The sequence below is a fragment of the Nocardiopsis metallicus genome (genome assembly GCF_014201115.1).
In the GTDB taxonomy this organism is placed as follows: Bacteria; Actinomycetota; Actinomycetes; order Streptosporangiales; family Streptosporangiaceae; genus Nocardiopsis; species Nocardiopsis metallicus.
Genome location: NZ_JACHDO010000001.1, coordinates 7,172,724 through 7,197,072 on the forward strand (window position 1 = coordinate 7,172,724; position 24,349 = coordinate 7,197,072).

Consider the following 24,349-nt stretch of genomic DNA (forward strand, 5'->3'; position numbering starts at 1 on the left):
GCGGCCCCTTCGTGTGGGGGCGGAGCGCGCGCTCAGGCCAGCACGATGGAGTCGCCGTCGACGCGGATCTGGATCTCCTCCAGCGGGCTCTCCGCGGGGCCCTCGACGGGGGAGCCGTCCTCGATCGAGAAGCGGCTGCCGTGGCAGGGGCACTGGATCTGCCCGTCGGAGACCTGGTCGACCGGGCAGCCCTCGTGCGTGCACCTGGTGGAGAAGGCGCGGAAGGTGCCCTCCTCGGGCTGGGTCACGACCACCTCGTGCTCGCTGAAGACGGCGCCCTCGCCCACGGGGACCTCGTCCGTGCTGGCGATCGGGGCGTCGACGTCCGCGGGGTCGGTGTCGTCCGCGCCGTTCCCGCCGTCTGTCGGGTCCCCGCCGTTCGCGGTGTCATCGCCCCCGCCGCAGGCGGTGACCACCCCGACCACGGCCCCGCCCCCGGCGACCCCGAACACGGAGCGCCTGCTCACCTCCGGCACGACGGACACGGACTCGGCGGGGGGTTTGCGGCAGTCACACATGCGGCCTCACTCTCTCGCCCGACGGGGCGGGCGGGTTCACGCGCGGGGTGCGGGCCCCGCACGGGCGACGGACGGCCCCGCTCGCTCGGGGCCAGGACCTATGGAACACGGTGGATACCCGTCGTGTCCGGGAAATCCGCTGACGTGTCCGATGGTCATTCGGCGCGCGCCCCGTACCGGATTGGTTCAGGCGCCGTCCCGGAGCGCGGCAGCACCGTAACCCCGGTTCGGCACAGGCCGCTACCCCCTGGCGGGAAGCCGCGAACCGGTATACGGCGGACGGAATTCCGGTGGTCGGGTACCGGTCTGTCTTCGGAGGGCGACCGGGTGGACAGGAAGGGGGTGCGCGCCACCGCCCCGCCCCCACGGTTGCGGCGAGGCCCCCGTCATCCCGGGGGCCGCGTGCGCGAACGACTCCCAGGCGCTCGCGCCAGCTCACCTTCTGACCGAAAGCGGCTCTGATGACCGACCAGCGACAGCCCGTCGTGAAACCCTTCGGTTTCCTCGCCCCGACCCCGCCCGCCGTGGAGCCCGCACCCGCCCCGGACGCCACCTGGGCTCTCCCGGGCGGTACAGCGTGGGTGTACCTGAGCGCCCCGGAGGCCGGCCTTCGACGGCCGGTGGTCCTCTCCGACGGCTTCGAGAGCGGGCCCAGTCAGCTCGACCGGCTCTGGGCGGGGCTTGAGCGCGGGGACTACGCCTTCGTCACCGGGCTCCGCCGCCGCGGCTACGACCTCGTCCTGGTCGGCTACGACGAGCGCAGCGCGTCGATCCTGCGCAACGCGGAGACCTTCACCGCGGCCGTCCTCCGTTCCACCGCCGAGCGACTGGGGGACACCCGCCTCACCGCGGGCGGGTTCAGCATGGGCGGACTCCTCGCCCGCTACGCGCTGGCCAAGCTGGAGGCACAGCGCATGGACCACCAGACCGGGGTGTACCTGTCCTTCGACAGCCCGCACCGCGGGGCGTGGGTGCCGATCGGGCTGCAGAAGTTCGCGCACTTCCTCACCGCGACCCCCGCGCTGTCCGAACAGATCAACAGCCCCGCGGCCAGGCAGTTGCTGTGGCGCCACGTCGAGAGCGTCGACGCCGAACCGGCCGAGGACCCCATGCGCACCGAGTTCCTGGCCGAGCTGGGCCGGGTCGGTTCCTGGCCGAGGATCCCGCGCCTGATCGGTGTGGCCAACGGCACCGGCAACGGCACCGGGAACGGTGTGCCGCCGGGCGAGGACGCGGTCACGGTCATCGGGGGGTGGTTCAAGGGGACGACCCTGCGCACCCAGGCCGAGGGCGACAAGCAGTTGGTCGCCCGGCTCAAGGGCCAGTTCGCGGAGAAGGAGGTCCGCACCACCGGGCTGCCCGCGTTGGACGGTGTGCCCGGCGGCACCCTGGAGACCTTCGGGATCGCCGGTGACCGGCTCAAGATCACGGGGCCGACGGAGATCACCCACCGGTCCGTCTGCTTCGTGCCCTCGGCCAGCGCCGTCGCCATCGGGGGCCTGGACGATCCGTACGTGACGGTCGACGCGCTCGACTGGGAGAGGAGCGAGCTCGACGACTTCCAGTTGTCGGACACCAACGAACCCCACGCGCACATGAGCCCGGCCCTGGGCGAGTGGATCCTGGACCGCCTGCCCCGGTAGGGCGTTCACGGCGCGGGGCCGCGGCTAGGGGTGCACCCAGCCGTTGGCCTCGCAGCCCTGAAGACCCAGGCTCTGCTGCTGCATCACCGGGGCGGGCTCGCCGTCGCCCGGGCAGTTCACGTGGCCGTGGCCCAGGGTGTGGCCCACCTCGTGGTTGATCAGGTAGATCCGGTAGGTCTCCAGGTCGTCGTCGAAGTGATCGACGCCCGAGACCCAGCGGTTCTGGTTGATGATGGCCTGGTTGCCGTTGGCGCAGGACACGTACCCGTTGGTGCGCAGCGGGGCGCACAGGCGGTCGACCGTGTCCGGCGCGGCCAGCAGCACCCGGATGTCGGCGTCGTCACCGTCCACCTTCTGGAACGAGCGGTCTCCGTCGTTACCCCAGCTGCGGGGGTCGCCCAGGATCTCTTCCACGGCGTCGGCGAAGTCCTCGTCCTCGCCGGGCAGTCCCTCCTCGACCTCGACCGTGAAGGTCGTCAGCGGGCCCTCACCCATGACCTCGCCCTCGCCCTCGACCACCTTGAGGTCGCCGTCGGCGGTGTCGACCTCCTCCACCACCGAGCGCAGCAGGACCGGGGGCTCCTCCTCACCCGGCGAAGGGGTGGGGGAGGGGGTGTTCGCGCCGGTACTGGACTCGGCCACGGGGGCGTCCTCGGGAGCGGCGTGGCCGCGGGAGTCCTCGTCGGGGACCCCGTCGCCCATCGGACCGGTGGCGGAGGTCTCCTCGGGGGAGCCCGCGTCGGAGTCGGGTTCGGGCACGCTGACCATCAACACGGCGGAGGCACCCGAGACCAGGCACAGACCCAGGGCCAGACCCATGGGGTACCGACGGCGTCGGCGGTGCTTGGCGCGGGGAGCGGGAGCGGGCACGAGGCTCAACCTCTCGACAGTGGACGGTGGTTCCGCCGGGACCCGAACAGGGAGGGCGGGAGGGCTGGCCTCCGACGCCTTCCGGCGGCCGCGGGTCCGCTCCGACCAGGGCGGTCGGTGGAGGCGTCCCCACGGGAGCGGCCGAGTGTCGCGACGGCCGCCCCGGGCGGTGTTCCCGCCCACTCGGGCGGTACCGCCAGCCCCCGGAGCGGCGGCTGGCCGAGGGCTTTGTCTAACGCACCCCAGCATGCCAGAGATCGGCTCCGTCAAGGGCCAGGCAGAGTCCCGGCAAGTGTGGGTGTGTCACGGCTTCGGGTGTTTGTCGCGGGGGGCTCCGCCCCAACGGCCGCCCGCCTTCCCCCGTGCCCACCTGGGCGCCGATACGCTTCAGACGGACAAGAGCGAGCGAAATCAGGGCTGCTGGGAGGCATCAGGTGCGTATCGCACGGTTCGCTGCCGGTGACGAGGTCGGGTTCGGCCTGATCGACACGGACACGGACAGCGGGGAGGAGTTCGTCGCCCGGCTGACGGGCCACCCCCTGCTGGGGGACATCAAGCTGACGGGTGAGCGCGCGAAGCTCTCCGACGTGCGCCTGCTGTCGCCGGTCCTGCCCACCAAGGTCGTGTGCATCGGCAAGAACTACGCCGACCACGTCGCGGAGATGAAGGACATCACGGGGGAGTCCACCGACGAGCCGGTGGTCTTCCTCAAGCCGTCCACCGCCGTCACCGGGCCGAACGACCCGATCTTCTACCCCTCGGCCTCCGAGCGGGTGGACTTCGAGGGTGAGCTGGCCATCGTCATCTCCCGGCCCTGCCGCGAGGTGCCGCGGGAGCGCGCCAAGGACGTGATCTTCGGCTACACCGTGGCCAACGACGTCACCGCCCGCGACCTGCAGAAGACGGACAAGCAGTGGACCCGGGCCAAGGGGTTCGACTCCTTCTGTCCGATCGGGCCGTGGATCACCACCGGGCTGAGCATCGAGGAGGCCCAGGACCTGGCGGTCACCACGACCGTGGACGGCCAGACGCGCCAGGAGGGACGTACATCACAGTTCATCCACGACATCCCGGGCATCATCTCCCATGTCACCTCGTTCATGACGCTGCTCCCGGGCGACGTGGTCCTGACCGGTACCCCCGCCGGTGTGGGCCCCGTCGAGGTCGGCCAGGAGGTCACTGTCACCGTGGAGCGCCTGGGCTCCATCAGCAACAGGGTGGTCACCCGGGACTGATCCCGGACATCGGGACCTGACCCGAAGAACCACAGGGTGCGAAAAACACAGGGGCCGAAAAGCACAGGGGTCGTGCGCGGGGTTCCCGCGCACGACCGCCCTCCGGGCGGCGCGTGCCGCCCACCGATAGGAAGGTCCGATCTCTTTGGCACCTCGACGCCCTCTCAGGCGCCCCGCGTTCCTCGCCGGCGTGCTCACCCTGGTCCTGGCCATGGTGGGTGCCGGGCTGTGGATGTCCGCCCGGCCCGGCACCGGGGAGGGCGACCGCGCGGAGGAGTCCGAACCGCGGGCCAGGGAACTGGATCTGTCGCAGGTACGCCTGATGCCGGCCGGGGACTCCATGACCCACGGGGCCGACGGCGACAAGACCTGGCGCTTCCACCTGTGGAACCACCTCGACCCGCACGTCGAGCAGCTCGACTTCGTCGGGCCGTTCACCGCTCCGGCCACCCCGGAGCAGATCATTCCGCCCGAGTTGGCCGGCGGCGAGCCCGACGACGGAGACCCGGACAGCGTCGCCTACCGGGACCCGGACTTCGACCAGGACCACAACGCCCGCTGGGGCCGCACCCTGGACGACGCCGCGAAGACCATCCGCGCGGACGTCGCCGAGCACAGGCCGGACATCCTGTGCGTCATGATCGGCCTCAACGACCTGTTGTTCCCGATCACCGCCCAGGACATGGAGGAGCGGCTGCGCGCCTACGTGCTGGGCGCCCGCGCGGCCAACCCCGACATCCGGATCCTCATCGCGCAGGCACCGCGCATCGCCCAGGCCGACAACGACGAGGGGTTCGCGCTGCGGCTGTACGTCTACAACGAACTCGTCCAGTCGGTGAGCGAGGACCTGTCCACCGACCGGTCCCCGGTAGTCAGCTTCGACCTGGCCGAGGCCGAGAAGTGGGACGCGGCCGCGGACACCTACGACGGCACGCACCCCAACGCGGGCGGTGAGCTGAAGATCGCGGCGGGCTTCGCCGACGCCCTCTCGCGGGAGTTCGGCCTGGGGCCGGCCTTCGCGCGCCCGCTGCCCATCCGGCCCTCCGAGTCGAACCGGGCCTGAGCGTTAGCGGTACCGATCGGGGCCTGTTCCGACTTCCCACAGGTCATCCCGGGCCACCGATACCCTGGGACCCGTGACTGAGACTCCTATTCGTACCCGCTTCGCCCCGTCCCCCACGGGCATGTTCCATGTCGGTGGCGCACGTTCGGCCCTCTTCAACTGGGCGCTGGCCCAGCAGCAGCCCGAGGGCCGCATGGTGCTGCGCATCGAGGACACCGACGCCGCCCGCAACCGCCCCGAGTGGACCGACGGCATCATCCGCGCGATGTCGTGGATCGGCATCGACGAGAACGACCCGCACTTCGAGGGTCCCTACTTCCAGTCGGCCTACGTCGACAAGCACCGCGAGACCGCGCAGGAGCTGTACCGCTCCGGCCGCGCCTACTACTGCGACTGCACCCGTGAGCAGGTGCAGGAGCGCCGCGCCAACCAGTACCTGGGCTACGACGGCTTCTGCCGGGAACGCGGCCTGGAGCCGGGCCCGGGCCGGGCGCTGCGCTTCCGGGTGCCCGAGGGCGGCCCCACGGTCGTGCGCGACCAGATCCGCGGCGACGTGGAGTTCGACCACGCCTCCATCGAGGACTTCGTGATCGCCCGCGCCGACGGTTCGCCGCTGTTCGTGCTCGCCAACGTGCTCGACGACGTCGAGATGCGGATCACGCACGTCATCCGCGGCGAGGAGCACCTGTCCAACACCCCCAAGCAGCAGTTGCTGTGGGAGGCGCTGGACCTGACCCCGCCGGTGTGGGCGCACCTGCCCGTCATCGTCAACGAGCAGCGCAAGAAGCTGTCCAAGCGCCGCGACAAGGTCGCCCTGGAGTCCTACCAGGAGGAGGGCTACCTCGCCGAGGCGATGATCAACTACCTGATGCTGCTGGGCTGGGCGCCGGGCGACGACCGCGAGATCATGCCGTGGTCGGAGATGATGCCGCTGTTCCGCGTCCAGGACGTCAACAGCTCCAGCGCGTTCTTCGACGAGAAGAAGCTGCGCGCCTTCAACGGCGAGTACATCCGTGAGCTGAGCGTCGAGGACTTCATCGAGCGCTGCCAGCCGTGGCTCACCGGCGAGGGCACCCCCTGGGACGCCGCCGACTACGACGCCGAGGCGTTCGCCGCGGTCGCCCCGCTCGCGCAGAGCCGTGTGGCGGTGCTCAGCGAGATCGTCCCCAACGTGGACTTCCTCTTCCTGAAGGAGCCCGCGGAGGACGAGAAGAGCTGGAGGAAGGCGATGAAGCCGGGCGTCGGCAAGGAGATGGTGGAGGCCGCCCTCGCACGCTTCGCCGACCCCGAGCTCGACTGGACGGCTGACGCCCTCAAGGCCGCCACCGAGGAAACCGGGGCCACGCTCGGGCTGAAGCTGGGCAAGGCCCAGGCGCCGGTGCGGGTGGCCGTCACCGGGCGGACCGTCGGGTTGCCGCTGTTCGAGTCCCTGGAGCTGCTGGGCCGCGAGCGCGTCCAGGCGCGTCTGGAGGCCGCTCTGGAGCGCCTGCGCGCTGAGGAGAAGGCCGCCGACCAAGGCTGACCAGTGCGTCGGTCACGGCGCTGATGCGTGCCTGATCTGTACGGGGTGGCCGGGGCCACAGCCCGGTCGCCCCGATTCTGGTTCGCGAGTACTCAGAATGTCCGCTAGAGTTAAACACGTCGCCGAGGGGGACAGGGCAGCGAAAGCGGCCAAGTCCTCCAAGAGCACTGGCCTATGGTGTAATCGGCAGCACGACTGATTCTGGTTCAGTTAGTCTAGGTTCGAGTCCTGGTAGGCCAGCGCATGATCGCGTAGCGATCAGCACGGATCTTCGGATCCACAGTGCGCCCCCGTCGTCTAGTGGCCTAGGACGCCGCCCTCTCAAGGCGGTAACGGCGGTTCGAATCCGCTCGGGGGTACCACAGGAGAACGCTTCCACTTCGTGGAGGCTTTCTCTCTGGCTGGCGCTTGTCGCCAGTGTCCGGTTCGAGTGGGTATCGTGGGTTCACGTTCCTCTCGGCCATCAGTCTCCAGGGACTGGTTGAGGCCCCCGTCGTCTAGTGGCCTAGGACGCCGCCCTCTCAAGGCGGTAACGGCGGTTCGAATCCGCTCGGGGGTACCAGCGAGAAGGCTCCATCCACACGGATGGAGCCTTCTGCCGTGTGTGGTGAGGGTGCTTCCAACGGGGGTGCTCACGGGCGGCCCCTCCGCTTCGGCAACCGCGCTCGCTTCTCCCCGGGAAGCGCTCCGGGCTCCAGCTCCGCACCCTGCCCCCGAACCCCCATACCCCCGATGATCTTGCTACCAGTAGCAAGTTCGGCGCCGAACTTGCTACTGGTAGCAAGATCATCTTCAAACCCAGGACCGAAACTGGGCCCCGGCCACCCTCGCGCCGTAGTTCCGTCGCCGGGCGTGACCGGTCGTGACACGGCCAAGCGCTGGACACAGGGCCGGGGAAACCGGGGTCCTCACCGCCGCTGTTCGCATTCGGGCATGCCGAAGCGGGCGGAAACGAAGCATCCCCCTAATCGAGAAGAACACGCCGAGCAGGGGCAGCGCCATCTCAGGCGTGGTGGCCTGTGGACAAGTGTCTGCCTGGGGGCGACCCGTTGTGAGGTCAGGTGATGTGGGCCGCGAGGCGGTCCAGTTCTTCCTGGGGGCCGCCGGCCGCGGTCAGCATGGCTATCAGCTGGTCGAGCAGCCAGTCGGCGAGTTCCTCGCGGGACATGCCCCGGTCACGGAGCCAGAACATCACAGCGGTCTCGACCGCTGACACCCAGCAGTGCAGGCTCAGCAGCAGTTTGGGCGAAGGGCTCCCGACGCCGGTGCGTTGGAGGATCAGGGCGCGCACGCCCTCGCGGACGCGGTCGATCTCGGCCTCGGTCTCCTCGGTGGAGATCACCGAGCCGCCGTTGAGCAGGGCGGCATAGGAAGGGGCGTAGGAATCCGCGAAGTCGATGAAGGTGCGTAGGGCCACCCGCAGCTGTTCCAGGGGCGGCAGGTCCTCGGGCGGGGCCAGGCGGGACATGAGTTCCGCCATGGCCTGCTCCAGAGCCGCCTTGCGCAGCTCCGCCATATTGGGGAAGTAGCGGTAGACCAGGGCCCGGGAGACGTCGGCCTCCTCGGCGATCTCCTCCGGAGTGACATCACCGGGAGGGCGCCGCGCGAACACGCGCAGCGCCGTCCGGATCAGATCATCCCTGCGTTCGTGGGGCGCCATGCGGCGTGGCCGCCGCCTGGTCTCCGGCCGGTCGGCCGGGACCGCCGAGCCCGTCACCCGCGCCTGGTGACGGTCGGCCCTGCTGGACACCACCGCTGTCGAAACCTCCCGGGGCCGCTCGCCCTGACTTCTCGCCCTGCAACTCTCTGCTTCTGAAACTACCGCCCCCGGGTCCCGCTATCGCGCTCCGCTCACAGGTCCAGTACGAGGCGCTCGTCCTCTTCGGCTCGGGAGACGCACAGGGCGAACTCCGCGCCGCGCGGCGAACCACCGGTGGGCCGGTCCCGGTTATCGGGCTCCCCGGACAGCAGCCCCACCCGGCAGGTGCCGCAGAAGCCCTGCCGGCACGAGTAAGCGGTCTCCGGGCGCACCCGGCGCACCACGTCCAGCGCCGACTCGTCCTCCGGAACGGTGAGCACCGGTCCGGAACGGCCCAACTGCACCTCGAACCTGCGGCCGTCCACGATCGGCGGCGGGGAGAAACGCTCGGAGAAGAAGGGGTTCTCCGCGGGCACCCGCGTCCGGAGCGCGTTGATCAGCGGGGCCGGGCCGCACACGTACACGGCGGTCTCGGGGGTGAGATCAGCCAGAAGCTCCTCGACGTCCGGGGGCCCGTACTCGTCGTCAGGGCGCACGAACACGCCCTCGCCCCCAACTCCGGGTAGCTCGCCCCGGAACGGCATACTCTTCCGGTCCCGGCCCGTGTAGACGAATGTGAACTCCCGGTCCGCGGCGTGCGCGGCCCGGACCATCGGCAGGATCGGGGTGATCCCGATGCCGCCCGCCACGAACAGGTACCTCTGGGCCCGGGCGAAGGGGAAGGCGTTGCGCGGTCCGCGGAGCCCGATGACGTCCCCTTCGGCGAGCTCGTGGACCAGCCCCGAACCCACACCGCCCTCGATCCGACGGACCGCGATCCGGTAGCCGGAGCGGTCCGCCGGGTCGCCGCAGAGCGAGTACTGGCGCACCACGCCGCCGCTCAGCACCACGTCCACGTGGTGGCCCGGCTGCCAGTACGGCAGCACGACGCCCGGATGGGCGGGCAGCAGGGTCATAGCCGCGACGTCCGGTGCGGGCCGCTCCACCCGAGCCACCCGCACCGGCAGGTCCCCGGCCGGTGCGGGAGGCGGGTGGCCGGGCCGCCACCGCGAGGTGAGCGGCTCGATCCGCGCCGCGAGTTTCCCCAGGCCCAGCATGAACCGGTCCGGGCGCCGCTGACGGCCGTACAGGGAGACCGGCGGGCGCGGGTTCGCGTAGAACCCGGCGCTGTGCTTGACCTCCCGGGGGCGCTCGCTCCGGCCGGGGCCGTCCTGATCGGGTTCGCCGGTCACCGCGAGGCCTCCTGCTGCTTCGCTTCCCGCTGCGCGGCCTGCTGCTTCAGGGCCTTCTCCGCTTCCTTCCTCGCCGCCTCCTGCTCGGCGGCGTCGGCAGCCCGGGCGGCGGGGGAGACCGCCAGGTAGGCGACGGCCTGGCTGGTGGAGCCGTGGTGCGAGGGGTGGTACCTGCGGCGCAGGTACTCGGGGACGGCCCGCGCCAGGCGGCCCAGGTGCGGGATGAGCCCGCGCTTACCGTCCCGCAGCGCCCAGGAAGCCTTGGGCCGGCGGCCCTCGATCCTCCCCTTCAGGTAGGGGTCGTTGGCGATCAGGAACCGCACCCCGCGCACCCACAGCGCGGCCAGCGCGAAAGCGGCCACGCCCATCGCCAGAGCACGGCGCGGGTAGCCGCCGTCCAGGTGCGTGTAAAGGTCGTAGGCGACCGCGCGGTGCTCGACCTCCTCGGCGCCGTGCCAGCGCAGCAGGTCCAGCATCGTCGGGTCGGTGCCGGCCTCGTCCAGCTTCTTCGCGTCCAGCACCCACTGGCCCAGAACGGCCGTGTAGTGCTCGATCCCGGCGATCACCGCGAGCCGGGTGCGCAGCCAGGCGAACTCGCGGGCCCCGGAGAGGTCGCGGTCGCCGAGCACGACCCGGAACATCCAGGCGATCTGCTCAACGTAGGGCCGCGGGTCCAGGCCGTGTGCGTCCATGTGGTCGAGTACGCCCGCGTGCGCCTCGGCGTGCACGGCCTCCTGCCCGATGAAGCCGAGCACCTGCTCGCGCAGCTCGTCGTCGGTGATGTGCGGGACGGCCTGCTTGAAGACCTCCACGAACCACCGCTCACCCTCGGGCAGCAGCAGGTGCAGCACGTTGATGACGTGGGTGGCGAAGGGCTCGTTCGGGATCCAGTGCAGGTCCAGATTGCTCCAGTCGAACTGCACGTCACGCGCGTGCAGGACGAGGCGGTCGGGTTCGTCCACGCCGGGACGGGCGGGGAGGAGGGAGTGGTCGCTGCTCATGGTCAGCCTCCTGGTCGGGAGCGAGGGTGTAGCGGGGCGTCAGGAAGAAAAAGGGGGGAGCGGGTCGGCACGGGCCCGGCTCAGATCGGCGGGGCCACCCGGGCGTAGCCGCGGATCGCCGCCGGGGACAGCCGGGACAGGGCCAGCCCGATGTGCGCCTCGCTGGTGACCGGGACGATCTCCGGTCCGGACTCGATGGCGTTCGCGATCCGCCGGGCCGCCTTCTCCGGGGTGTAGCCGCGCAGCCGGTAGAGCCGGTTGAGCTTGCCCTTGGTGCCCGAGACCTCGCCCATCCCGGAGAGGCGGGCGTTCGAGATGATCCCGGTGTTGATCAGGCCCGGGCAGACGGCGGTGACGCTCACGCCCTTCCCGGCCAGTTCTCCGCGGAGGGAGCGGCTGAGCCCGAGCACCGCGGCCTTGGTGGCCGAGTAGGCGCCGTACAACCGCGAGGGCAGGTAGGACGCGGCCGAGGCGGTGTTGACGATCCGGCCGCCGCCCCCGCTCTCCACCATCATCGGGGCGAAGGCGCGGACACCGTTGATCACGCCCCACAGGTTGATGTCGATGACCCGTTCCAGGTCTTCGGTGCTGGCCTCCAGGAAGGGCCCGGCCACGCCGATCCCGGCGTTGTTCACGACCAGGTCCGGCACCCCGTACTCGTCGCGCACCGTCGCGGCGAGCTTGTCCATGGCGGCGGAGTCGGTGACGTCCACCCGCTGTGCGCTGGAGCCGGGCGTGATCATGGAGCAGAGCTCGGCGGTGCGCTCGGCAGCGGGCGCGTTGACGTCCACCGCGACGATCCGGGCGCCGCGTTCGGCCAGCTCGAAGGCGAGGCAGCGGCCGATCCCGCTGCCAGCGCCGGTGATCACGGCGACCTGTCCGGCGAAGGCGCCGCCGTGGCGGCGGGCCTGCTGCGCCGTGAGGTTGCGGACCGGGCGCGGCGCCCCGGACTCGATCTCCTCGACGAACGCGCGCACGCGCCGCGCGACCGGCGCGGGGTGGGAGCGGACCGACCAGTGGCCGCCCTTGAAGCGGTGGAAGCGGAAGTCCTCGACCCAGCGCGCGGCGTTGGACTGCACCTGCTCGACCATGAACGCGTCGTGCGTGGGCGCCAGGACCTGGACCGGCACGCTGGTGCGGCGCTCGGTGGGCCGGGTGAAGCGGCGGAACATGTTGGCGCGGTACAGCTCCAGCCCGTTGAGGTAGTCGCGGGTGGCGCGCTTGGCGGGGACCCGGGGGCCGCCGCCGACGCGCTCCAGCCCGGCCAGGGCGGCGCCGCCGATCCCGCTGAGCCAGGTGGCCTCGGGCAGTCCGGGCGTGCTGAAGAAACCGATGTAGCTGGAGCGCACGGCTTGGCGCAGCACGTTGCGGACGCCGTCGGGGGCCTGCCGGAGCCAGTGGCCGGCGTGGTCGAGGTCGGGGCCCGAGATCGAGGTGAAGGACGCGAACCGGTGGGCGTGCTCGGCCTCGGTGACGGCATGCCAGGTCTGGATGGACCCCCAGTCGTGGGCGACCAGGTGTACGGGCCGGTCGGGGCTGACGGCGTCGGCGACGGTGCGCAGGTCGTCGGCGAGCTGGTCCATCAGGTACCCGGAGCGGTCGTCGGGGGCGGTGGAGCGTCCGGCGCCCCGGACGTCGTAGCTGACCACGCGGTAGTCCGCGGCCAGGTCGGCGACGAGGGACTCCCAGACGGCGGCGTTGTCCGGGTAGCCGTGGACGAGCAGAAGAGTGGGACCAGTGGGGGGTACTGCGCCGTCGGTGTCCGTTGAGGGTGGTGGAGGGAGACGGGTGGGGGGTACTGCGCCGTCGGCGTCCGTTGAGGGTGGTGGAGGGAGACGGGTGGGCCCGGTGGAGTAGACGGCCAGGCGTTGGCCGTCGGTGGCGGTGACGTAGCGGTGCGGTCGGGTGCTCGTGCTCATACGGTCGCGGTCTCCTCGCTGGTGCCGATGCCGCTCAGGGCCCGCTGACTCCAACGGGTCACGTGGGGGAGGTCGTCGTCGAGCCAGTAGGCGTCGCCGGAGGTGACGACGAGGATCTCCTCGAACTTGACCCCCATGTCGCGGAAGCCGATGTGGGGTTCCACCGCCCACATGCCGGGGGTGGCGGGGTGCGCGGAGATGTCGCCGTCCGCCCACAGCGGGGAGCGGTGGTGCATGCGCTCGACGACGAGGTCGCCGAACAGGGTCTGCAGGGAGCGGATGCCAAAGCCCGCGACTGTTCGCTTGGGCAACCGGGACTCGACCTTGCTGACCTGGTGGGCGATGACACGGCCGGGATAGACCTGGTGCCGGTTGTCGTAGCCCTGTTCGCGGATGAGGGCGTCGACGGCGCGGTAGACGTCCTGGAGCGTGTTGCCCTCGCGGACCTTCTCGACGATCAGGCGCCGGTGCTCGCGCAGGTCGTCCATCAGCCGGTCGTGCAGGGGGTTCTCGCCGAGGTAGCCGGAGTAGCCGATGTCGGCGACGTAGCCGTCCCGGACCGGGGCGCAGTCGAGGATGAAGGGCATGCCCTCCTCCAGCCTGCGCCTGGTCGGGAAGAACTGCAGGGGCACCCGGAAGTTACGGAAGGCGGTGCGGTCGCCGAACCAGGCGAAGGGGGTGTGGAACCAGTCCTGTACTCCGCGGCTCTCCAGGTGTTCGCGGATGCGCCGGGCGGCCTCGCGTTCGGTCACACCGGGTTCGAGAGTGGCCGCCACGTCGCTGGCGGCCTGGTAGGCGAGCTGCTGGAGCTCACGGAAGGCGTCGAGTTCGGCCTGGGAGGCTGTGTCCCCGGTCACGTTCTTGTGAGACATTCCGTCATGTTAGACAAAGTGTCAATAAGTGTCCACGGGCGGGGGTGGGTTTTCGGGGCCCCTCGGATACGTCGGCGCACATGCGAAAGGCGGTGCCCTGGGTGGGCACCGCCGTCGACTTCGGGGATGGTGGCAGGTCCGGCGAGGCCGGGCCGGTGCAGGTTAGTGGGAGCCCTCGTAGGTGTGCAGGGACTCGCTGATCTTCTCCGCGGCGGAGACCACCGCCTGTGAGTGGATGCGCCCCGGTGAGCGGGTGAGGCGCTCTATCGGGCCGGAGACGGACACCGCGCCGATCACGCGCCCGCCCGGGCCGGAGACCGGGGCCGAGACCGAGGCCACGCCCTGCTCGCGTTCGGCGACGCTCTGGGCCCACCGGCGGCGGCGCACCTGGGCGAGGCTGGCGGCGGTGAAGCGCGCGCCCACCAGGGAACGGCGGATCCGGTCGGAGTCCTCCCAGGCCAGCAGTACCTGGGCGGCCGAACCGGCGTTCATCGGTAGTTCGCTGCCGACCGGGACGGTGTCGCGCAGGCCGCTGCTGCGCTCGGAGGCGGCCACGCACACGCGCAGGTCGCCCTGGCGGCGGTAGAGCTGGGCGCTCTCCCCGGTGAGGTCGCGCAGCTGGACCAGGACCGGGGCGGCCACGGCGAGCAGGCGGTCCTCGCCGGTGGCGATCGACAGCTCTCCCAGGCGCGGTCCGAGCACGAACCTGCCCTGGCTGTCCCTGGTGACCATGCGGTGCCGCTCCAGGGCGACGGCGAGACGGTGGGCGGTGGGGCGGGCCAGACCGGTGATCTGGACCAGCTGGGCCAGCGACGCGGGCCCCGACTCCAGGGCGTCGAGGACGGACATCGTCTTGTCCAGGACACCGACACCGCTGGATGAGCTAGAGTTGTCCATGGCTTGATATTGCCGTCTCGAAATATGGAATGCAAGTCGGCCGCACATCCGCGCGCGAGGCCAGCGGCCCAGATGAGCACCCCTCAAAGCCGAGACGCGCCAGACACGCTAGACATGAGAGAGGCGATCGCCCATGGCACGCACGATGGCCGAGAAGGTCTGGGAGGAGCACGTCGTCCGACGTGCCGACGGCGAGCCGGACCTGCTCTACATCGACCTCCACCTCGTCCACGAGGTGACCAGCCCGCAGGCCTTCGAAGGGCTGCGACTGGCGGGTCGCTCCGTGCGCCGTCCGGACCTGACCATCGCCACCGAGGACCACAACGTTCCGACGATGGACCTCCTGGCCCCCATCGCCGACCCGGTCTCCCGCAAGCAGGTCGAGACGCTGCGCAAGAACTGCTCCGACTTCGGCATCCGCCTGCACCCGATGGGCGACATCGACCAGGGCGTCGTGCACGTGGTCGGCCCCCAGCTCGGCCTCACCCAGCCCGGTATGACCGTGGTCTGCGGCGACAGCCACACCAGCACCCACGGCGCGTTCGGCGCGCTGGCCTTCGGTATCGGCACCAGCCAGGTCGAGCACGTCATGGCCACCCAGACCCTGCCGATGCAGCCGTTCAAGACCATGGCCGTCACGGTCAACGGAACGCTCAGGCCGGGTGTGTCCGCCAAGGACATCATCCTCGCCGTGATCGCCAAGATCGGCACCGGCGGCGGCCAGGGCTACGTCATCGAGTACCGGGGCGAGGCCATCGAGGCCCTGTCCATGGAAGCCCGCATGACGGTGTGCAACATGTCCATCGAGGCGGGCGCCCGCGCCGGGATGATCGCCCCGGACCAGACCACGTTCGACTACGTCAAGGGCCGCCCGCACGCTCCGCGGGGCGCGGACTTCGACGCCGCGGTCGAGCACTGGAAGAGCCTGCGCACCGACGAGGGCGCCGAGTTCGACGCCGAGGTGGTCCTGGACGCGGACGAGCTCAGCCCGTTCGTCACCTGGGGCACCAACCCCGGCCAGGGCGTGCCGCTGGACGCCGAGGTGCCCGACCCCGCCTCCTACGAGGACCCCTCCGCGCGCGCCGCCGCCGAGAAGGCCCTGAAGTACATGGACCTCAAGGCCGGAACGCCGATGCGCGAGGTCAGGGTGGACACCGTCTTCCTCGGCTCGTGCACCAACGGCCGGATCGAGGACCTGCGCACCGCCGCGGAGATCGTCCGGGGCCGCAAGGTCGCCGACGGCGTGCGGATGCTCGTGGTGCCCGGCTCCATGCGGGTCAAGGAGCAGGCCAACGAGGAGGGTCTGGGCCAGGTCTTCCTGGACGCCGGAGCCGAGTGGCGCGAGGCGGGCTGCTCGATGTGCCTGGGTATGAACCCGGACCAGCTCAAGCCCGGAGAGCGCAGCGCCTCCACCTCCAACCGCAACTTCGAGGGCCGACAGGGCCGCGGCGGCCGCACCCACCTGGTCTCGCCCCAGGTCGCCGCCGCCACCGCCGTGCGCGGCACCCTGTCCTCGCCCGCCGACCTGGACGCCCGGTAGCCCGTCCCGTCCCCGTAAGGAGAGTCCTCCCATGGAGAAGTTCGACGTCCACACCGGTCGGGCCGTCCCGCTGCGCGCCAGCAACGTCGACACCGACCAGATCATCCCCGCCGTCTACCTGAAGCGGGTCAGCCGCACCGGGTTCGAGGACGGCCTGTTCGCCGAGTGGCGCAAGTCCGATCCGGACTTCGTGCTCAACCGCCCCGAGTACGAGGGCGCGTCCGTCCTGGTGGCCGGGCCGGACTTCGGCACCGGTTCCTCCCGTGAGCACGCCGTGTGGGCCCTGCAGGACTACGGCTTCAAGACCGTGCTCTCCTCGCGCTTCGCCGACATCTTCCGCGGCAACTCGCTCAAGGGCGGCCTGCTGACCGTCCTGCTGCCGCAGGAGGTCATCGACCGGCTGTGGGACGCCGTCGAGGCCGACCCCGCCACCGAGGTGACGGTGGACCTGGTCAATCGCGAGGTCCGCGGGCCCGGCGTGCGGGAGTCGTTCGAGTTGGACGACTACACCCGCTGGCGGCTGTTGGAGGGTCTGGACGACATCGCCCTGACGCTCCGTCACACGGACGAGATCGGTGAGTTCGAGGCGACTCGCCAGCCCTGGAAGCCGGTCACGCTCTAGCGCCGGACAGGCTTCGGAACGCCGATCTGAAGCGGGATCGAGGGTCGTTGTGACTCAGCGCACCCTCGGTCCCGAATAATTTTACCTTTACTTGACGTGAGCGTTCGCTTACGGTCTTTGTGCCCTTAACCGCAGCCTGTCCCACGCCCGGAATCCGGTTATACGTAGGCATTTGAGGGCCGCAGAAGGGGTCAAAAGGGACCCGGTCGCCACCCCCGCCCCTTGCGCCCCATCCGTTGCGGAGGGTGACCTTGCAGGTCGGGAGGGGCCCGACACGCCTAGCTCACGGGCGTTTGTATTTGTGTAAGGGCCTCTGCTTCCCCTAATTTCGTGCGAGCAAGGGGGAACCGGAGGAACCTTATGAACAAGCGTGACCTGATCGACGCGATCTCCGACCGTCTCGGAGACAAGAAGACCGCGACCGAAGCGGTCAACGCTGTGCTTGAGACCATTCAGGCCACCGTGGCGTCGGGCGACAAGGTCGCCATCACGGGCTTCGGCGTTTTCGAGAAGTCCGAGCGTGCGGCTCGCACCGCCCGCAATCCCGCCACAGGCGCCACGATCAACGTCCCCGCGAGCTTCGTTCCGAAGTTCCGCGCTGGCGCTGACTTCAAGGCTCTGGTCAACGGCGACAAGAAGTAGTACCGCTCGCCCTGCGGCGAACGGCTGGTTCCGCCCGGGTTCCCCACAAGGGGGCCCGGGCGGAGCACTGTCCGGGCCCGGTTCGGGGATTGCTCCCGGGTCCGCTCCGGAACCGTCAGCAGGCGTCGCTCGGGGCGCACGCCGCCACGCGCTTCAGGAGTTCACGAGTGCGAGGCCCCACGCCCAGGGCCGCCGCGGCCGTCAGGTCCTCCGGGGTGTCCACGTCCCGCCGGACCGACTCCGTACCCGGGACCAGCAGTTCGCGGGCCCCACCGGCCAGATGGCGGGCGCGTGAGGCCCCCTCGAAGGCCGGGGCGAGCCGCAGCCCGGGCGAAGCGGCCAGCAGAGTGGTCCCCACGCCGGGGGAGTCCGCCAGAAACGACCTTCCGTGCGCGGCGGCGGCCGCCAGCACCCGCTCCAGTTCGGCCGGGCGCAGCGCGGGCAGATCCGCGGAGAGCGCACACACCCCGAACCCCGGCAGGCGGGCGGCCGCGATCCGGGCCCCGTGCTCCAACGCCGGGTTCAGACCACCGCCCGGCTCACCGCCCACCACCACCGCGCCCAGTCCCGCGAGCTCGGCGCGCGCACGCGGGTCCTCGGTCACCGCGAACACCGCGCCCGTGGCCGGGCAGGAGCGCGCCGCGGCCACCGTGTCGCAGGCGATCGCCAGCGCCAGGTCCTCCCGGAGCTCCCCCGCGGTCCGGGCCAGTCGTGTCTTGGCCAGGCCGAGGTGCTTGACTGGGACGATCAGGGACCAGCGCACCCCGACGTGCGAAGCCCCGCTTCGCTCTCCAAAGCCGGTCACGGTTCCCCCGGGACGTTGATGCGGCCACGACAGTGATGAGGGTAGGCGTTCGGGGTACGGCGCGGCGCGGGCGCCCTGGGCGTGTCCGGCCGGGCGCCCCGAACGGCGCACCCCGGTACATCAGTACACGTCCTAGACTGAGTCGGTTGAGCTTCCGTGGTCCGGACCGGGCCGGGAGTGAGAAGTGAGGAGTCCCCCGTGGCCAAGCAACGAGAATCGCGATGGGTCAAGTGGGTCGTGTCCCGGATCGTCCGGTTCGTCCTGTGGTTCGTGGTCAAGCCCGAGTGGAAGGGCGCCGAGCACGTGCCCGCCCAGGGCGGAGTCATCATCGCGGCGAACCACCTTTCGGTGACCGACCCCCTGACCGTCGCGCACTTCCTCTACATCGGTGCGCGCCGTTGGCCGACCTTCACCATGAAGGACGCGGTCATGAAGATCCCCGTGGTCCGCTCGGTGGCCAGGAGCACCGGACAGATCCCGATCAAGCGCGGCAGCGCCGACGCGGTCAAGGCGCTGGGTGAGGCCGAGAAGGCGCTCGTCGAGGACGGTTCGTCGGTGATCTTCTATCCGGAGGGCACCTGCACCCGCGACCCCGAGCTGTGGCCGATGACCGCCAAGAACGGCGTGGCCCGGCTGGCCCTGACCACCGGTGTGCCGGTCATCCCCGTTGCGCACTGGGGCGAGCAGAACATCCTGCCCTACGGTGAGAAGAAGCCGCGTCTGCTGCCGCCCCGCAAGAAGGTCCAGTTCCGCGCGGGCCCGGCGGTGGACCTGTCCGAGTTCCGGGGCAAGCCGATCACCGCGACCGTCCTGGACGGCGCCACCAGGGCGATCATGGCCGACATCACCGCCCTGCAGGCCGAGATCCGGGGTGAGACCCCGCCGGCCGAGCCCTTCGACTTCAGGAAGGCCCGCCAGCGGGCCGCGCAGGCCAAGCACGCCGAGCGGGAGGAGATCACGCAGACACCCGAGGTGCCGACCGCCGACAGGACCGCGGAAGACACCGAAGCCGACAACGGGAAGAACAGCACGGGGGCATGACCGACCAGATGAGCGCTGACAACGTGGGCCGCGTGAAGGTCGCGGTACTGGGCAGCGGGTCCTGGGGGACCACGTTCGCCAACATCGTCGCCGACGCCGCGGACCTGGCGCGCAAGAGCGGCGAGGGCCCCGTGGCCGAGGTGGTCCTGTGGGGGCGCCGGGCCGCGGTGGTCGACGCGATCAACGAGTCCTCGGAGAACCCGGACTACTTCCCGGGGATCACGCTCAACGGGCGGCTGCACGCCACCACGGACGCGGCCGAGGCGCTGGCCGGCGCCCGGGTCGTGGTGCTGGCCGTCCCCTCGCAGACACTGCGGGAGAACCTGGCGTCCTGGCGGGAGCACATCGCCGAGGACGCGGTGGTGGTCAGCCTCATGAAGGGTGTCGAGCTCGGCACCCTCATGCGGATGAGCCAGGTCGTCGGCGAGGTCCTGGAACTTTCCGAGAAGCGGATCGCCGTGGTGTCCGGGCCCAACCTGGCCCGGGAGATCATCGAGCGCCAGCCGGCCACCGCCGTTGTCGCCTGCCCGCACTACGAGACGGCCGTCCTCCTGCAGGGGCTCTGCAAGTCCGCGTACTTCCGCCCCTACACCAGCACCGACCTGGTGGGCGTGGAGATCGGCGGCGCGATGAAGAACGTGATCGGCCTGGCGGTCGGCGTCGCCGAGGGCATGGGTTTCGGTGACAACACCAAGGCCTCGCTGATCACCCGCGGGCTGGCCGAGACCACTCGCCTGGCGGTGACGCTCGGGGCCGACGAACACACCCTGTCCGGCTTGGCCGGAATGGGTGACCTCGTGGCGACATGCTCGTCCCCGCTGTCGCGGAACCGGACCTTCGGTGAGAAACTGGGCGCGGGCAAAACCCTCGAACAGGTCGTCGCCGAGACCAGGCAGACGGCCGAGGGGGTCAAGTCGTCCGAGTCGATCCTCGAACTCGGCTGGACCCACGGGGTCGACATGCCTATCACCGAGGCCGTCGTCAAGATGATGCACCACGACATGAGCCCGGCCCAGGCGCTGCTGGCGTTCATGTCACGCAGCACCAAGCCGGAGCGCTACGGGGTCTGAGAGCGAGCACGATGACACACACACCCGGTTCCGGGAGCGCGGGGGAGCACACGCGGGCGGTCTGCGCCCCGCCGGCTCCGGTCCCCGCCGAGCGGCCGATGCGGATGCCCGTCCACCGGGCCACCACCTACGCGTTCGACACCTCCCAGGGGTTCGCGGACGTGCTGGCCGGTGCGCGGAGCGGCTACTCCTACGCCCGCATCGACAGTCCCACCGTGGACGCCTTCGCGGACGCGGTCGCGGCGCTGGAGGGCGCGGGGCTCCCGGACCGGGTGCGCGGCCAGGCCTTCGCCTCCGGCATGGCGGCGATCAGCACCGTGCTGCTGGCCCTCACCGAGGCCGGGGCGCACGTGGTGGCCTCCCGCCAGATCTACGGCAACACGTACTCGCTGCTGGACCGGTTGATGCGCCGCTTCGGGGTGCGCACGGACTTCGTGGACGTCACCGACCTGGACGCCGTACGCGCGGCGGTCACGCCCCAGACGCGCGTGGTGTTCACCGAGACGCTGTCCAACCCGGCCATGACCGTCTCGGACCTGCCCGGGCTGGCGCAGATCTCCCGTGAGGCGGGCGCCGCCCTGGTGGTGGACTCCACGTTCGCCTCCCCGGCGGTCTGCCGCCCTCTGGAGTTCGGTGCCGACATCGTGGTGCACTCGGCCACCAAGTACCTGGGCGGGCACAGCGACACCACCGGCGGAGTGGCCGTGGCCTCGCCCGACCTGATCGACCGCGTCCGCACGGCCCGCATCGACCTGGGCCCGTGCCTGGCCCCGGACGAGGCGTACCTGCTGCACCGCGGCCTGGAGACCCTGCCGCTGCGGGTGCAGCGCCAGTGCGAGAGCGCCGCTGCCTTCGCCGCCGCCCTGGACGGGCACCCGCTCGTGGAGCGGGTGGACCACCCGTCGCTGGCCTCGCACCCCGAGCACACGCTCGCCGGCAAGCTCTTCGAGGAGGGCCGCTACGGCGCGGTGGTCACCGTGCACCCGCGCGGCGGCGCCGACGAGGGCATGGCGTTCGCGGACCGGCTTCAGGTGGCCACCATCGCCGCCTCCCTCGGCGGCACCCACACCCTGGCCGGGCACGTGGCCTCGACCTCGCACCGCGGCATGAGCGAGGCGGAGCTGGCCGCCGCGGGCATCTCCCTGGGCGCGGTACGGTTCTCCATCGGTCTGGAGGACCCCCAGGACCTCATCGAGGACGCCCTCGCGGCACTCGACGGGGGAAAGTGACACACGGGTGCGTTCCGCCCCGAACCGGTTCCATCAGCAGGCGAGATAAGGTCAGGCAGCATGTCGTCCGAGCAGCGCAAGATTCGGGTCGCCGTCGTCTTCGGCGGGCGTAGTTCCGAACACGAGATCTCCTGCGTCACCGCGGGCAGCGTCCTGTCCGTCATCGACCAGGACCGTTACGAGGTCGTCCCGGTCGGGATCACCCCCACCGGCAACTGGGTCCTGACCTCGGGCGACCCCGAGAGCCTGCGCATCGACGCGGCGACCAAGGCCCTGCCCACCGTCTCCGAGGAGGGCGTCGAACTGGCGCTCCCCTTCGACGCGGCGGGCCAGCTCATGACCGTGAGCCCGGAGCAGGGAACCCAGCGCCTGGCCGAGGTGGACGTCGTGCTGCCGCTGCTGCACGGCCCCTTCGGCGAGGACGGTACCATCCAGGGCCTCTTCGAGATGATGGGCGTGCGCTACGCGGGCGCCGGGGTCTTCTCCAGCGCTGCCGCCATGGACAAGGTCTTCATGAAGGCCCTCCTGGTCGGCAACGCCATCCCCACCAGCGACTTCGTGGCGATCACCGAGCGCACCTGGCGGACCGAGCGCAAGAAGGTCCTGGACGACGTCGCCGAGCTGGGCGAGACGGTCTTCGTCAAGCCGGCCCGCGCCGGGAGCAGCGTCGGCATCAGCAAGGTGAGGGACTCCAAGGACACCGACGCCGTGATCGCCGCGGTCGAGGCCGCCCGCGAGCACGACCCCAAGGTCCTGGTCGAGGCCCAGGTCATCGGCCGCGAGATCGAGTGCGGCGTCCTGGAGGCGGAGGACGGCGGGACCCCGGACGTCTCCTTCCCGGCCGAGGTGCACGTGGCGGAGGGCTTCGACTTCTACGACTTCGAGGCCAAGTACCTGTCCACGAGCGGCCTGACCATCCCGGCCCAGATCCCGGAGGAGGCCACGGCGCGCCTGCGCAGGATGGCCGCCGACGTCTTCGAGGCCATGGGCTGCGAGGGCCTGGCCCGGGTGGACTTCTTCTACACCGAGGACGGCCGGATCCTGGTCAACGAGCTCAACACGATGCCCGGCTTCACCCCGTCGTCGGCCTTCCCCCAGATGTGGGGCGCCACCGGCCTGGACTACGCCGAGCTCGTCGAGCGCATGATCACCACGGCCCTGCGCCGCAACCCCGGCCTGCGCTAGTCGCACCGGCCGAACCACCGTACACACGCCAAGGGGCGGACGACCACGCGGTCGTCCGCCCCTGGCGCGTACCTGGGGGTTGTTCCGGAAAAGGCGTACGCTGAGGACGTGTTCCCGCTACGTTCGGAAACGTTCTGGATACCTCAGGGAGCCTTCATGACGTGTGCTGTGCAAGAGCGGACGGATGAGCCGATTATGGATCTCCACACTCTGGCTGAAAGTCTCGAACTCCCGGATGGTTACCGTGTGGAAATCATCAACGGGAGCATCACCGTGTCGCCGACGCCCAGCGCCAGGCATGCCGACATCGTCACCGAGGTTCACGAGTCGGTGCTGGAGAGCGGACTCAAAGCCAAAGGCCTTCGGGCAGTGCAGGTGCTCACCTTGGAGATCGCCAAGACCGGTGATCGCTACGTGCCCGACCTGGTGGTCTTGCCGACAGCTCTCGTGCGGGGGCAGGGTTGGGACGGTCCGTCGTGGATTCGTCCGGCCGAAGAGGTGGAATTGGTTGTCGAGGTTGTCTCGCCCAGTAGCGCGCACCACGACTGGACCAACAAGACGAAGGGGTACGCGCAGGCCGGGGTTCCTCTCTACCTGGTGATTGACCCGAAGCAGGACGAGGTCGCCCTGTTCCGTCAGCCAGAGGGAGACGAGTACAGGGAGGTCACCCGTGTCCTTCGGGGCGGGTCCGTGCGACTTCCTCAGCCTTTCGACCTCAAACTCGAAGCCGCTGACCTGTTGCTCTCCTTCTCCTGAAAGGGAGACGGGGTACTTCGCCGGACACACGCCAAGGGGCGGACGATCACGAGATCGTCCGCCCCTTCAGCTTGTGCTCAAATCCCTGGGGATGAGGTGGCCTCTAGCGGCCCCTCGGTGTCCCAGGTGGGGTCTGGTGGGGGCTGGGGGGATTTTGGGGGTCCTGATGGCCCTGAGGGTCCTCTGGGAGGAGTTCTCGGGCGAGGATGGTGCCGCCCGCGGTGGCGGCCGGGAAGACCGCCACCGCCACGAAGGGGATCGCCAGCAGGAAGTAGGTCGGGACCGCGAAGCCCAGCACGCGCCAGCGGCGGGCGCCCATGAGGTGGCGGCGGTCGCGGACGCGCAGCAGGCCGCGGCGGTCGAAGGCGCTCGCGGTCAGCTCGATGCCCAGCAGCCAGCCGCCCGCCACCGCGGTCAGTACCGGGGCCACCATCCAGCCGACCACCGGGACCAGCCCGAGCAGGAACGCGCTGACGGTAACGGTGAGGGAGACCAGCACGACCCCCACCGACTGGCGCGCCGACCGGGTCACCGACGCCAGGAGCGCCTCGTCCGGGGCCTGGGGCGCCCCACCGAGCTCCTCCTCGACCAGTTCGGCGATCTTGTCGTAGATCGGCGAGCCCAGGGCCAGCGTCACCGTCGTGAACGCCACCACCATGACCAGGACCGCCCCGGCCAGCAGCGCCAGGCTCAGCGCGCCGCGCACCAGCCCCCGCCAGGCGCTCTCCCAGTCCTCGGCGAACGGCGTCGCCCACGCCACCAGACCGGTGACGTTCACCGCGAGGGTGATCAGCGCCGCCAGGAACAGCAGCGACGTGACCAGCGCGGGCAGCGCGCCGAGCAGGAACAGGCGCGGTCTGCGCAGCACGATGCCCAGACCGCGCAGCAGGACGCCGAAACCACCGAAAACCTCACGTACAGGATTCAC

General features: G+C 70.6%; 22 protein-coding genes and 3 tRNA genes. 15 read left to right on the plus strand and 10 right to left on the minus strand.

All coding sequences use genetic code 11. From position 1 onward, the window contains the following. Nucleotides 1-32 precede the first annotated feature (32 nt). Nucleotides 33-518 carry a Rieske (2Fe-2S) protein gene (locus HNR07_RS31570; RefSeq protein ID WP_184369884.1) on the minus strand — a complete coding sequence of 162 codons (486 nt, stop codon included), beginning with the start codon at nucleotides 516-518 and terminating at the stop codon, nucleotides 33-35. Nucleotides 519-979: 461 nt separating this feature from the next. Here HNR07_RS31570 and HNR07_RS31575 point away from each other — a divergent pair, with 461 nt between their 5' ends. Continuing rightward, a complete protein-coding gene (locus HNR07_RS31575; RefSeq protein WP_184369886.1) occupies nucleotides 980-2,161 on the plus strand; it encodes an esterase/lipase family protein in 1,182 nt (393 codons plus the stop codon). 24 nt (nucleotides 2,162-2,185) lie between these two features. Here HNR07_RS31575 and HNR07_RS31580 read toward each other — a convergent pair whose 3' ends face one another. Beyond that, nucleotides 2,186-2,980, minus strand: coding sequence for a DUF3152 domain-containing protein (locus HNR07_RS31580; protein ID WP_184372977.1), 795 nt, complete (start codon nucleotides 2,978-2,980; stop codon nucleotides 2,186-2,188). 485 nt (nucleotides 2,981-3,465) lie between these two features. Here HNR07_RS31580 and HNR07_RS31585 point away from each other — a divergent pair, with 485 nt between their 5' ends. The 6 genes from HNR07_RS31585 to HNR07_RS31610 all read left to right on the plus strand — a co-directional run bounded on the left by HNR07_RS31585 (nucleotide 3,466) and on the right by HNR07_RS31610 (nucleotide 7,413). Beyond that, nucleotides 3,466-4,266, plus strand: coding sequence for a fumarylacetoacetate hydrolase family protein (locus HNR07_RS31585; RefSeq protein WP_184369889.1), 801 nt, complete (start codon nucleotides 3,466-3,468; stop codon nucleotides 4,264-4,266). A gap of 145 nt (nucleotides 4,267-4,411) precedes the next feature. Beyond that, entirely contained in the window at nucleotides 4,412-5,329 is a 918-nt protein-coding gene (locus HNR07_RS31590) for a GDSL-type esterase/lipase family protein (RefSeq protein ID WP_376769964.1), read from the plus strand. A gap of 73 nt (nucleotides 5,330-5,402) precedes the next feature. Further along, nucleotides 5,403-6,851 (plus strand): glutamate--tRNA ligase, encoded by a 1,449-nt coding sequence (gene gltX, locus HNR07_RS31595; RefSeq protein WP_184369891.1) that lies wholly within the window; start codon nucleotides 5,403-5,405, stop codon nucleotides 6,849-6,851. A 168-nt stretch (nucleotides 6,852-7,019) separates the two neighbouring features. After that, nucleotides 7,020-7,091 (plus strand) — tRNA-Gln (locus tag HNR07_RS31600). 46 nt (nucleotides 7,092-7,137) lie between these two features. After that, nucleotides 7,138-7,213: transfer RNA gene (locus HNR07_RS31605), tRNA-Glu, on the plus strand. 124 nt (nucleotides 7,214-7,337) lie between these two features. After that, nucleotides 7,338-7,413 (plus strand) — tRNA-Glu (locus HNR07_RS31610). Nucleotides 7,414-7,908: 495 nt separating this feature from the next. Here HNR07_RS31610 and HNR07_RS31615 read toward each other — a convergent pair. From HNR07_RS31615 to HNR07_RS31640, 6 genes are all read right to left on the minus strand, one after another. Next, on the minus strand, nucleotides 7,909-8,511 hold the full coding sequence (locus HNR07_RS31615) for a TetR/AcrR family transcriptional regulator (protein ID WP_184372981.1): 603 nt from the start codon (nucleotides 8,509-8,511) through the stop codon (nucleotides 7,909-7,911). A 191-nt stretch (nucleotides 8,512-8,702) separates the two neighbouring features. Next, nucleotides 8,703-9,842: a PDR/VanB family oxidoreductase gene (locus tag HNR07_RS31620; protein ID WP_184369893.1), complete on the minus strand. Its 1,140-nt coding sequence runs from the start codon at nucleotides 9,840-9,842 to the stop codon at nucleotides 8,703-8,705. Next, nucleotides 9,839-10,843 (minus strand): metal-dependent hydrolase, encoded by a 1,005-nt coding sequence (locus tag HNR07_RS31625; protein ID WP_184369927.1) that lies wholly within the window; start codon nucleotides 10,841-10,843, stop codon nucleotides 9,839-9,841. Before HNR07_RS31625 ends, HNR07_RS31620 begins: the two co-directional genes overlap by 4 nt. Nucleotides 10,844-10,923: 80 nt before the next feature. Further along, nucleotides 10,924-12,762, minus strand: a complete 1,839-nt coding sequence (locus HNR07_RS31630) for an SDR family oxidoreductase (RefSeq protein ID WP_184369930.1) — start codon at nucleotides 12,760-12,762, stop codon at nucleotides 10,924-10,926. Next, nucleotides 12,759-13,634, minus strand: a complete 876-nt coding sequence (locus tag HNR07_RS31635) for a M24 family metallopeptidase (RefSeq protein WP_184369933.1) — start codon at nucleotides 13,632-13,634, stop codon at nucleotides 12,759-12,761. The genes HNR07_RS31630 and HNR07_RS31635 overlap by 4 nt, the downstream gene beginning before the upstream one ends. 162 nt (nucleotides 13,635-13,796) lie before the next feature. Next, entirely contained in the window at nucleotides 13,797-14,483 is a 687-nt protein-coding gene (locus HNR07_RS31640) for an IclR family transcriptional regulator (RefSeq protein ID WP_281387326.1), read from the minus strand. 181 nt (nucleotides 14,484-14,664) lie between these two features. On the opposite strand from HNR07_RS31640, the gene leuC reads away from it, so the two are divergent. The 3 genes from leuC to HNR07_RS31655 all read left to right on the plus strand — a co-directional run bounded on the left by leuC (nucleotide 14,665) and on the right by HNR07_RS31655 (nucleotide 17,335). Continuing rightward, the gene (leuC, locus tag HNR07_RS31645) at nucleotides 14,665-16,071 is read left to right on the plus strand and encodes a 3-isopropylmalate dehydratase large subunit (protein ID WP_184369939.1); all 1,407 of its coding nucleotides are present in this window, start codon (nucleotides 14,665-14,667) and stop codon (nucleotides 16,069-16,071) included. Nucleotides 16,072-16,102: 31 nt separating this feature from the next. Then, nucleotides 16,103-16,693, plus strand: coding sequence for a 3-isopropylmalate dehydratase small subunit (gene leuD, locus HNR07_RS31650; protein ID WP_184369942.1), 591 nt, complete (start codon nucleotides 16,103-16,105; stop codon nucleotides 16,691-16,693). A gap of 360 nt (nucleotides 16,694-17,053) precedes the next feature. Next, on the plus strand, nucleotides 17,054-17,335 hold the full coding sequence (locus HNR07_RS31655; RefSeq protein WP_014910144.1) for an HU family DNA-binding protein: 282 nt from the start codon (nucleotides 17,054-17,056) through the stop codon (nucleotides 17,333-17,335). Nucleotides 17,336-17,450: 115 nt separating this feature from the next. On the opposite strand, the gene cofC is transcribed toward HNR07_RS31655, so the two are convergent. Beyond that, nucleotides 17,451-18,098: a 2-phospho-L-lactate guanylyltransferase gene (cofC, locus tag HNR07_RS31660; RefSeq protein WP_184372983.1), complete on the minus strand. Its 648-nt coding sequence runs from the start codon at nucleotides 18,096-18,098 to the stop codon at nucleotides 17,451-17,453. A gap of 240 nt (nucleotides 18,099-18,338) precedes the next feature. Here cofC and HNR07_RS31665 point away from each other — a divergent pair, with 240 nt between their 5' ends. The 5 genes from HNR07_RS31665 to HNR07_RS31685 all read left to right on the plus strand — a co-directional run bounded on the left by HNR07_RS31665 (nucleotide 18,339) and on the right by HNR07_RS31685 (nucleotide 23,421). Further along, the gene (locus tag HNR07_RS31665; protein WP_184369945.1) at nucleotides 18,339-19,181 is read left to right on the plus strand and encodes a lysophospholipid acyltransferase family protein; all 843 of its coding nucleotides are present in this window, start codon (nucleotides 18,339-18,341) and stop codon (nucleotides 19,179-19,181) included. Next, nucleotides 19,178-20,251 carry an NAD(P)H-dependent glycerol-3-phosphate dehydrogenase gene (locus HNR07_RS31670; RefSeq protein WP_184369948.1) on the plus strand — a complete coding sequence of 358 codons (1,074 nt, stop codon included), beginning with the start codon at nucleotides 19,178-19,180 and terminating at the stop codon, nucleotides 20,249-20,251. The genes HNR07_RS31665 and HNR07_RS31670 overlap by 4 nt, the downstream gene beginning before the upstream one ends. A gap of 11 nt (nucleotides 20,252-20,262) precedes the next feature. After that, nucleotides 20,263-21,480 carry a trans-sulfuration enzyme family protein gene (locus HNR07_RS31675; RefSeq protein WP_184369950.1) on the plus strand — a complete coding sequence of 406 codons (1,218 nt, stop codon included), beginning with the start codon at nucleotides 20,263-20,265 and terminating at the stop codon, nucleotides 21,478-21,480. 60 nt (nucleotides 21,481-21,540) lie between these two features. After that, nucleotides 21,541-22,665 (plus strand): D-alanine--D-alanine ligase family protein, encoded by a 1,125-nt coding sequence (locus HNR07_RS31680; protein WP_184369953.1) that lies wholly within the window; start codon nucleotides 21,541-21,543, stop codon nucleotides 22,663-22,665. 195 nt (nucleotides 22,666-22,860) lie between these two features. Next, the gene (locus HNR07_RS31685; RefSeq protein WP_246421391.1) at nucleotides 22,861-23,421 is read left to right on the plus strand and encodes a Uma2 family endonuclease; all 561 of its coding nucleotides are present in this window, start codon (nucleotides 22,861-22,863) and stop codon (nucleotides 23,419-23,421) included. A 103-nt stretch (nucleotides 23,422-23,524) separates the two neighbouring features. On the opposite strand, the gene HNR07_RS31690 is transcribed toward HNR07_RS31685, so the two are convergent. Next, nucleotides 23,525-24,349: an EI24 domain-containing protein gene (locus HNR07_RS31690; RefSeq protein ID WP_184369957.1), complete on the minus strand. Its 825-nt coding sequence runs from the start codon at nucleotides 24,347-24,349 to the stop codon at nucleotides 23,525-23,527.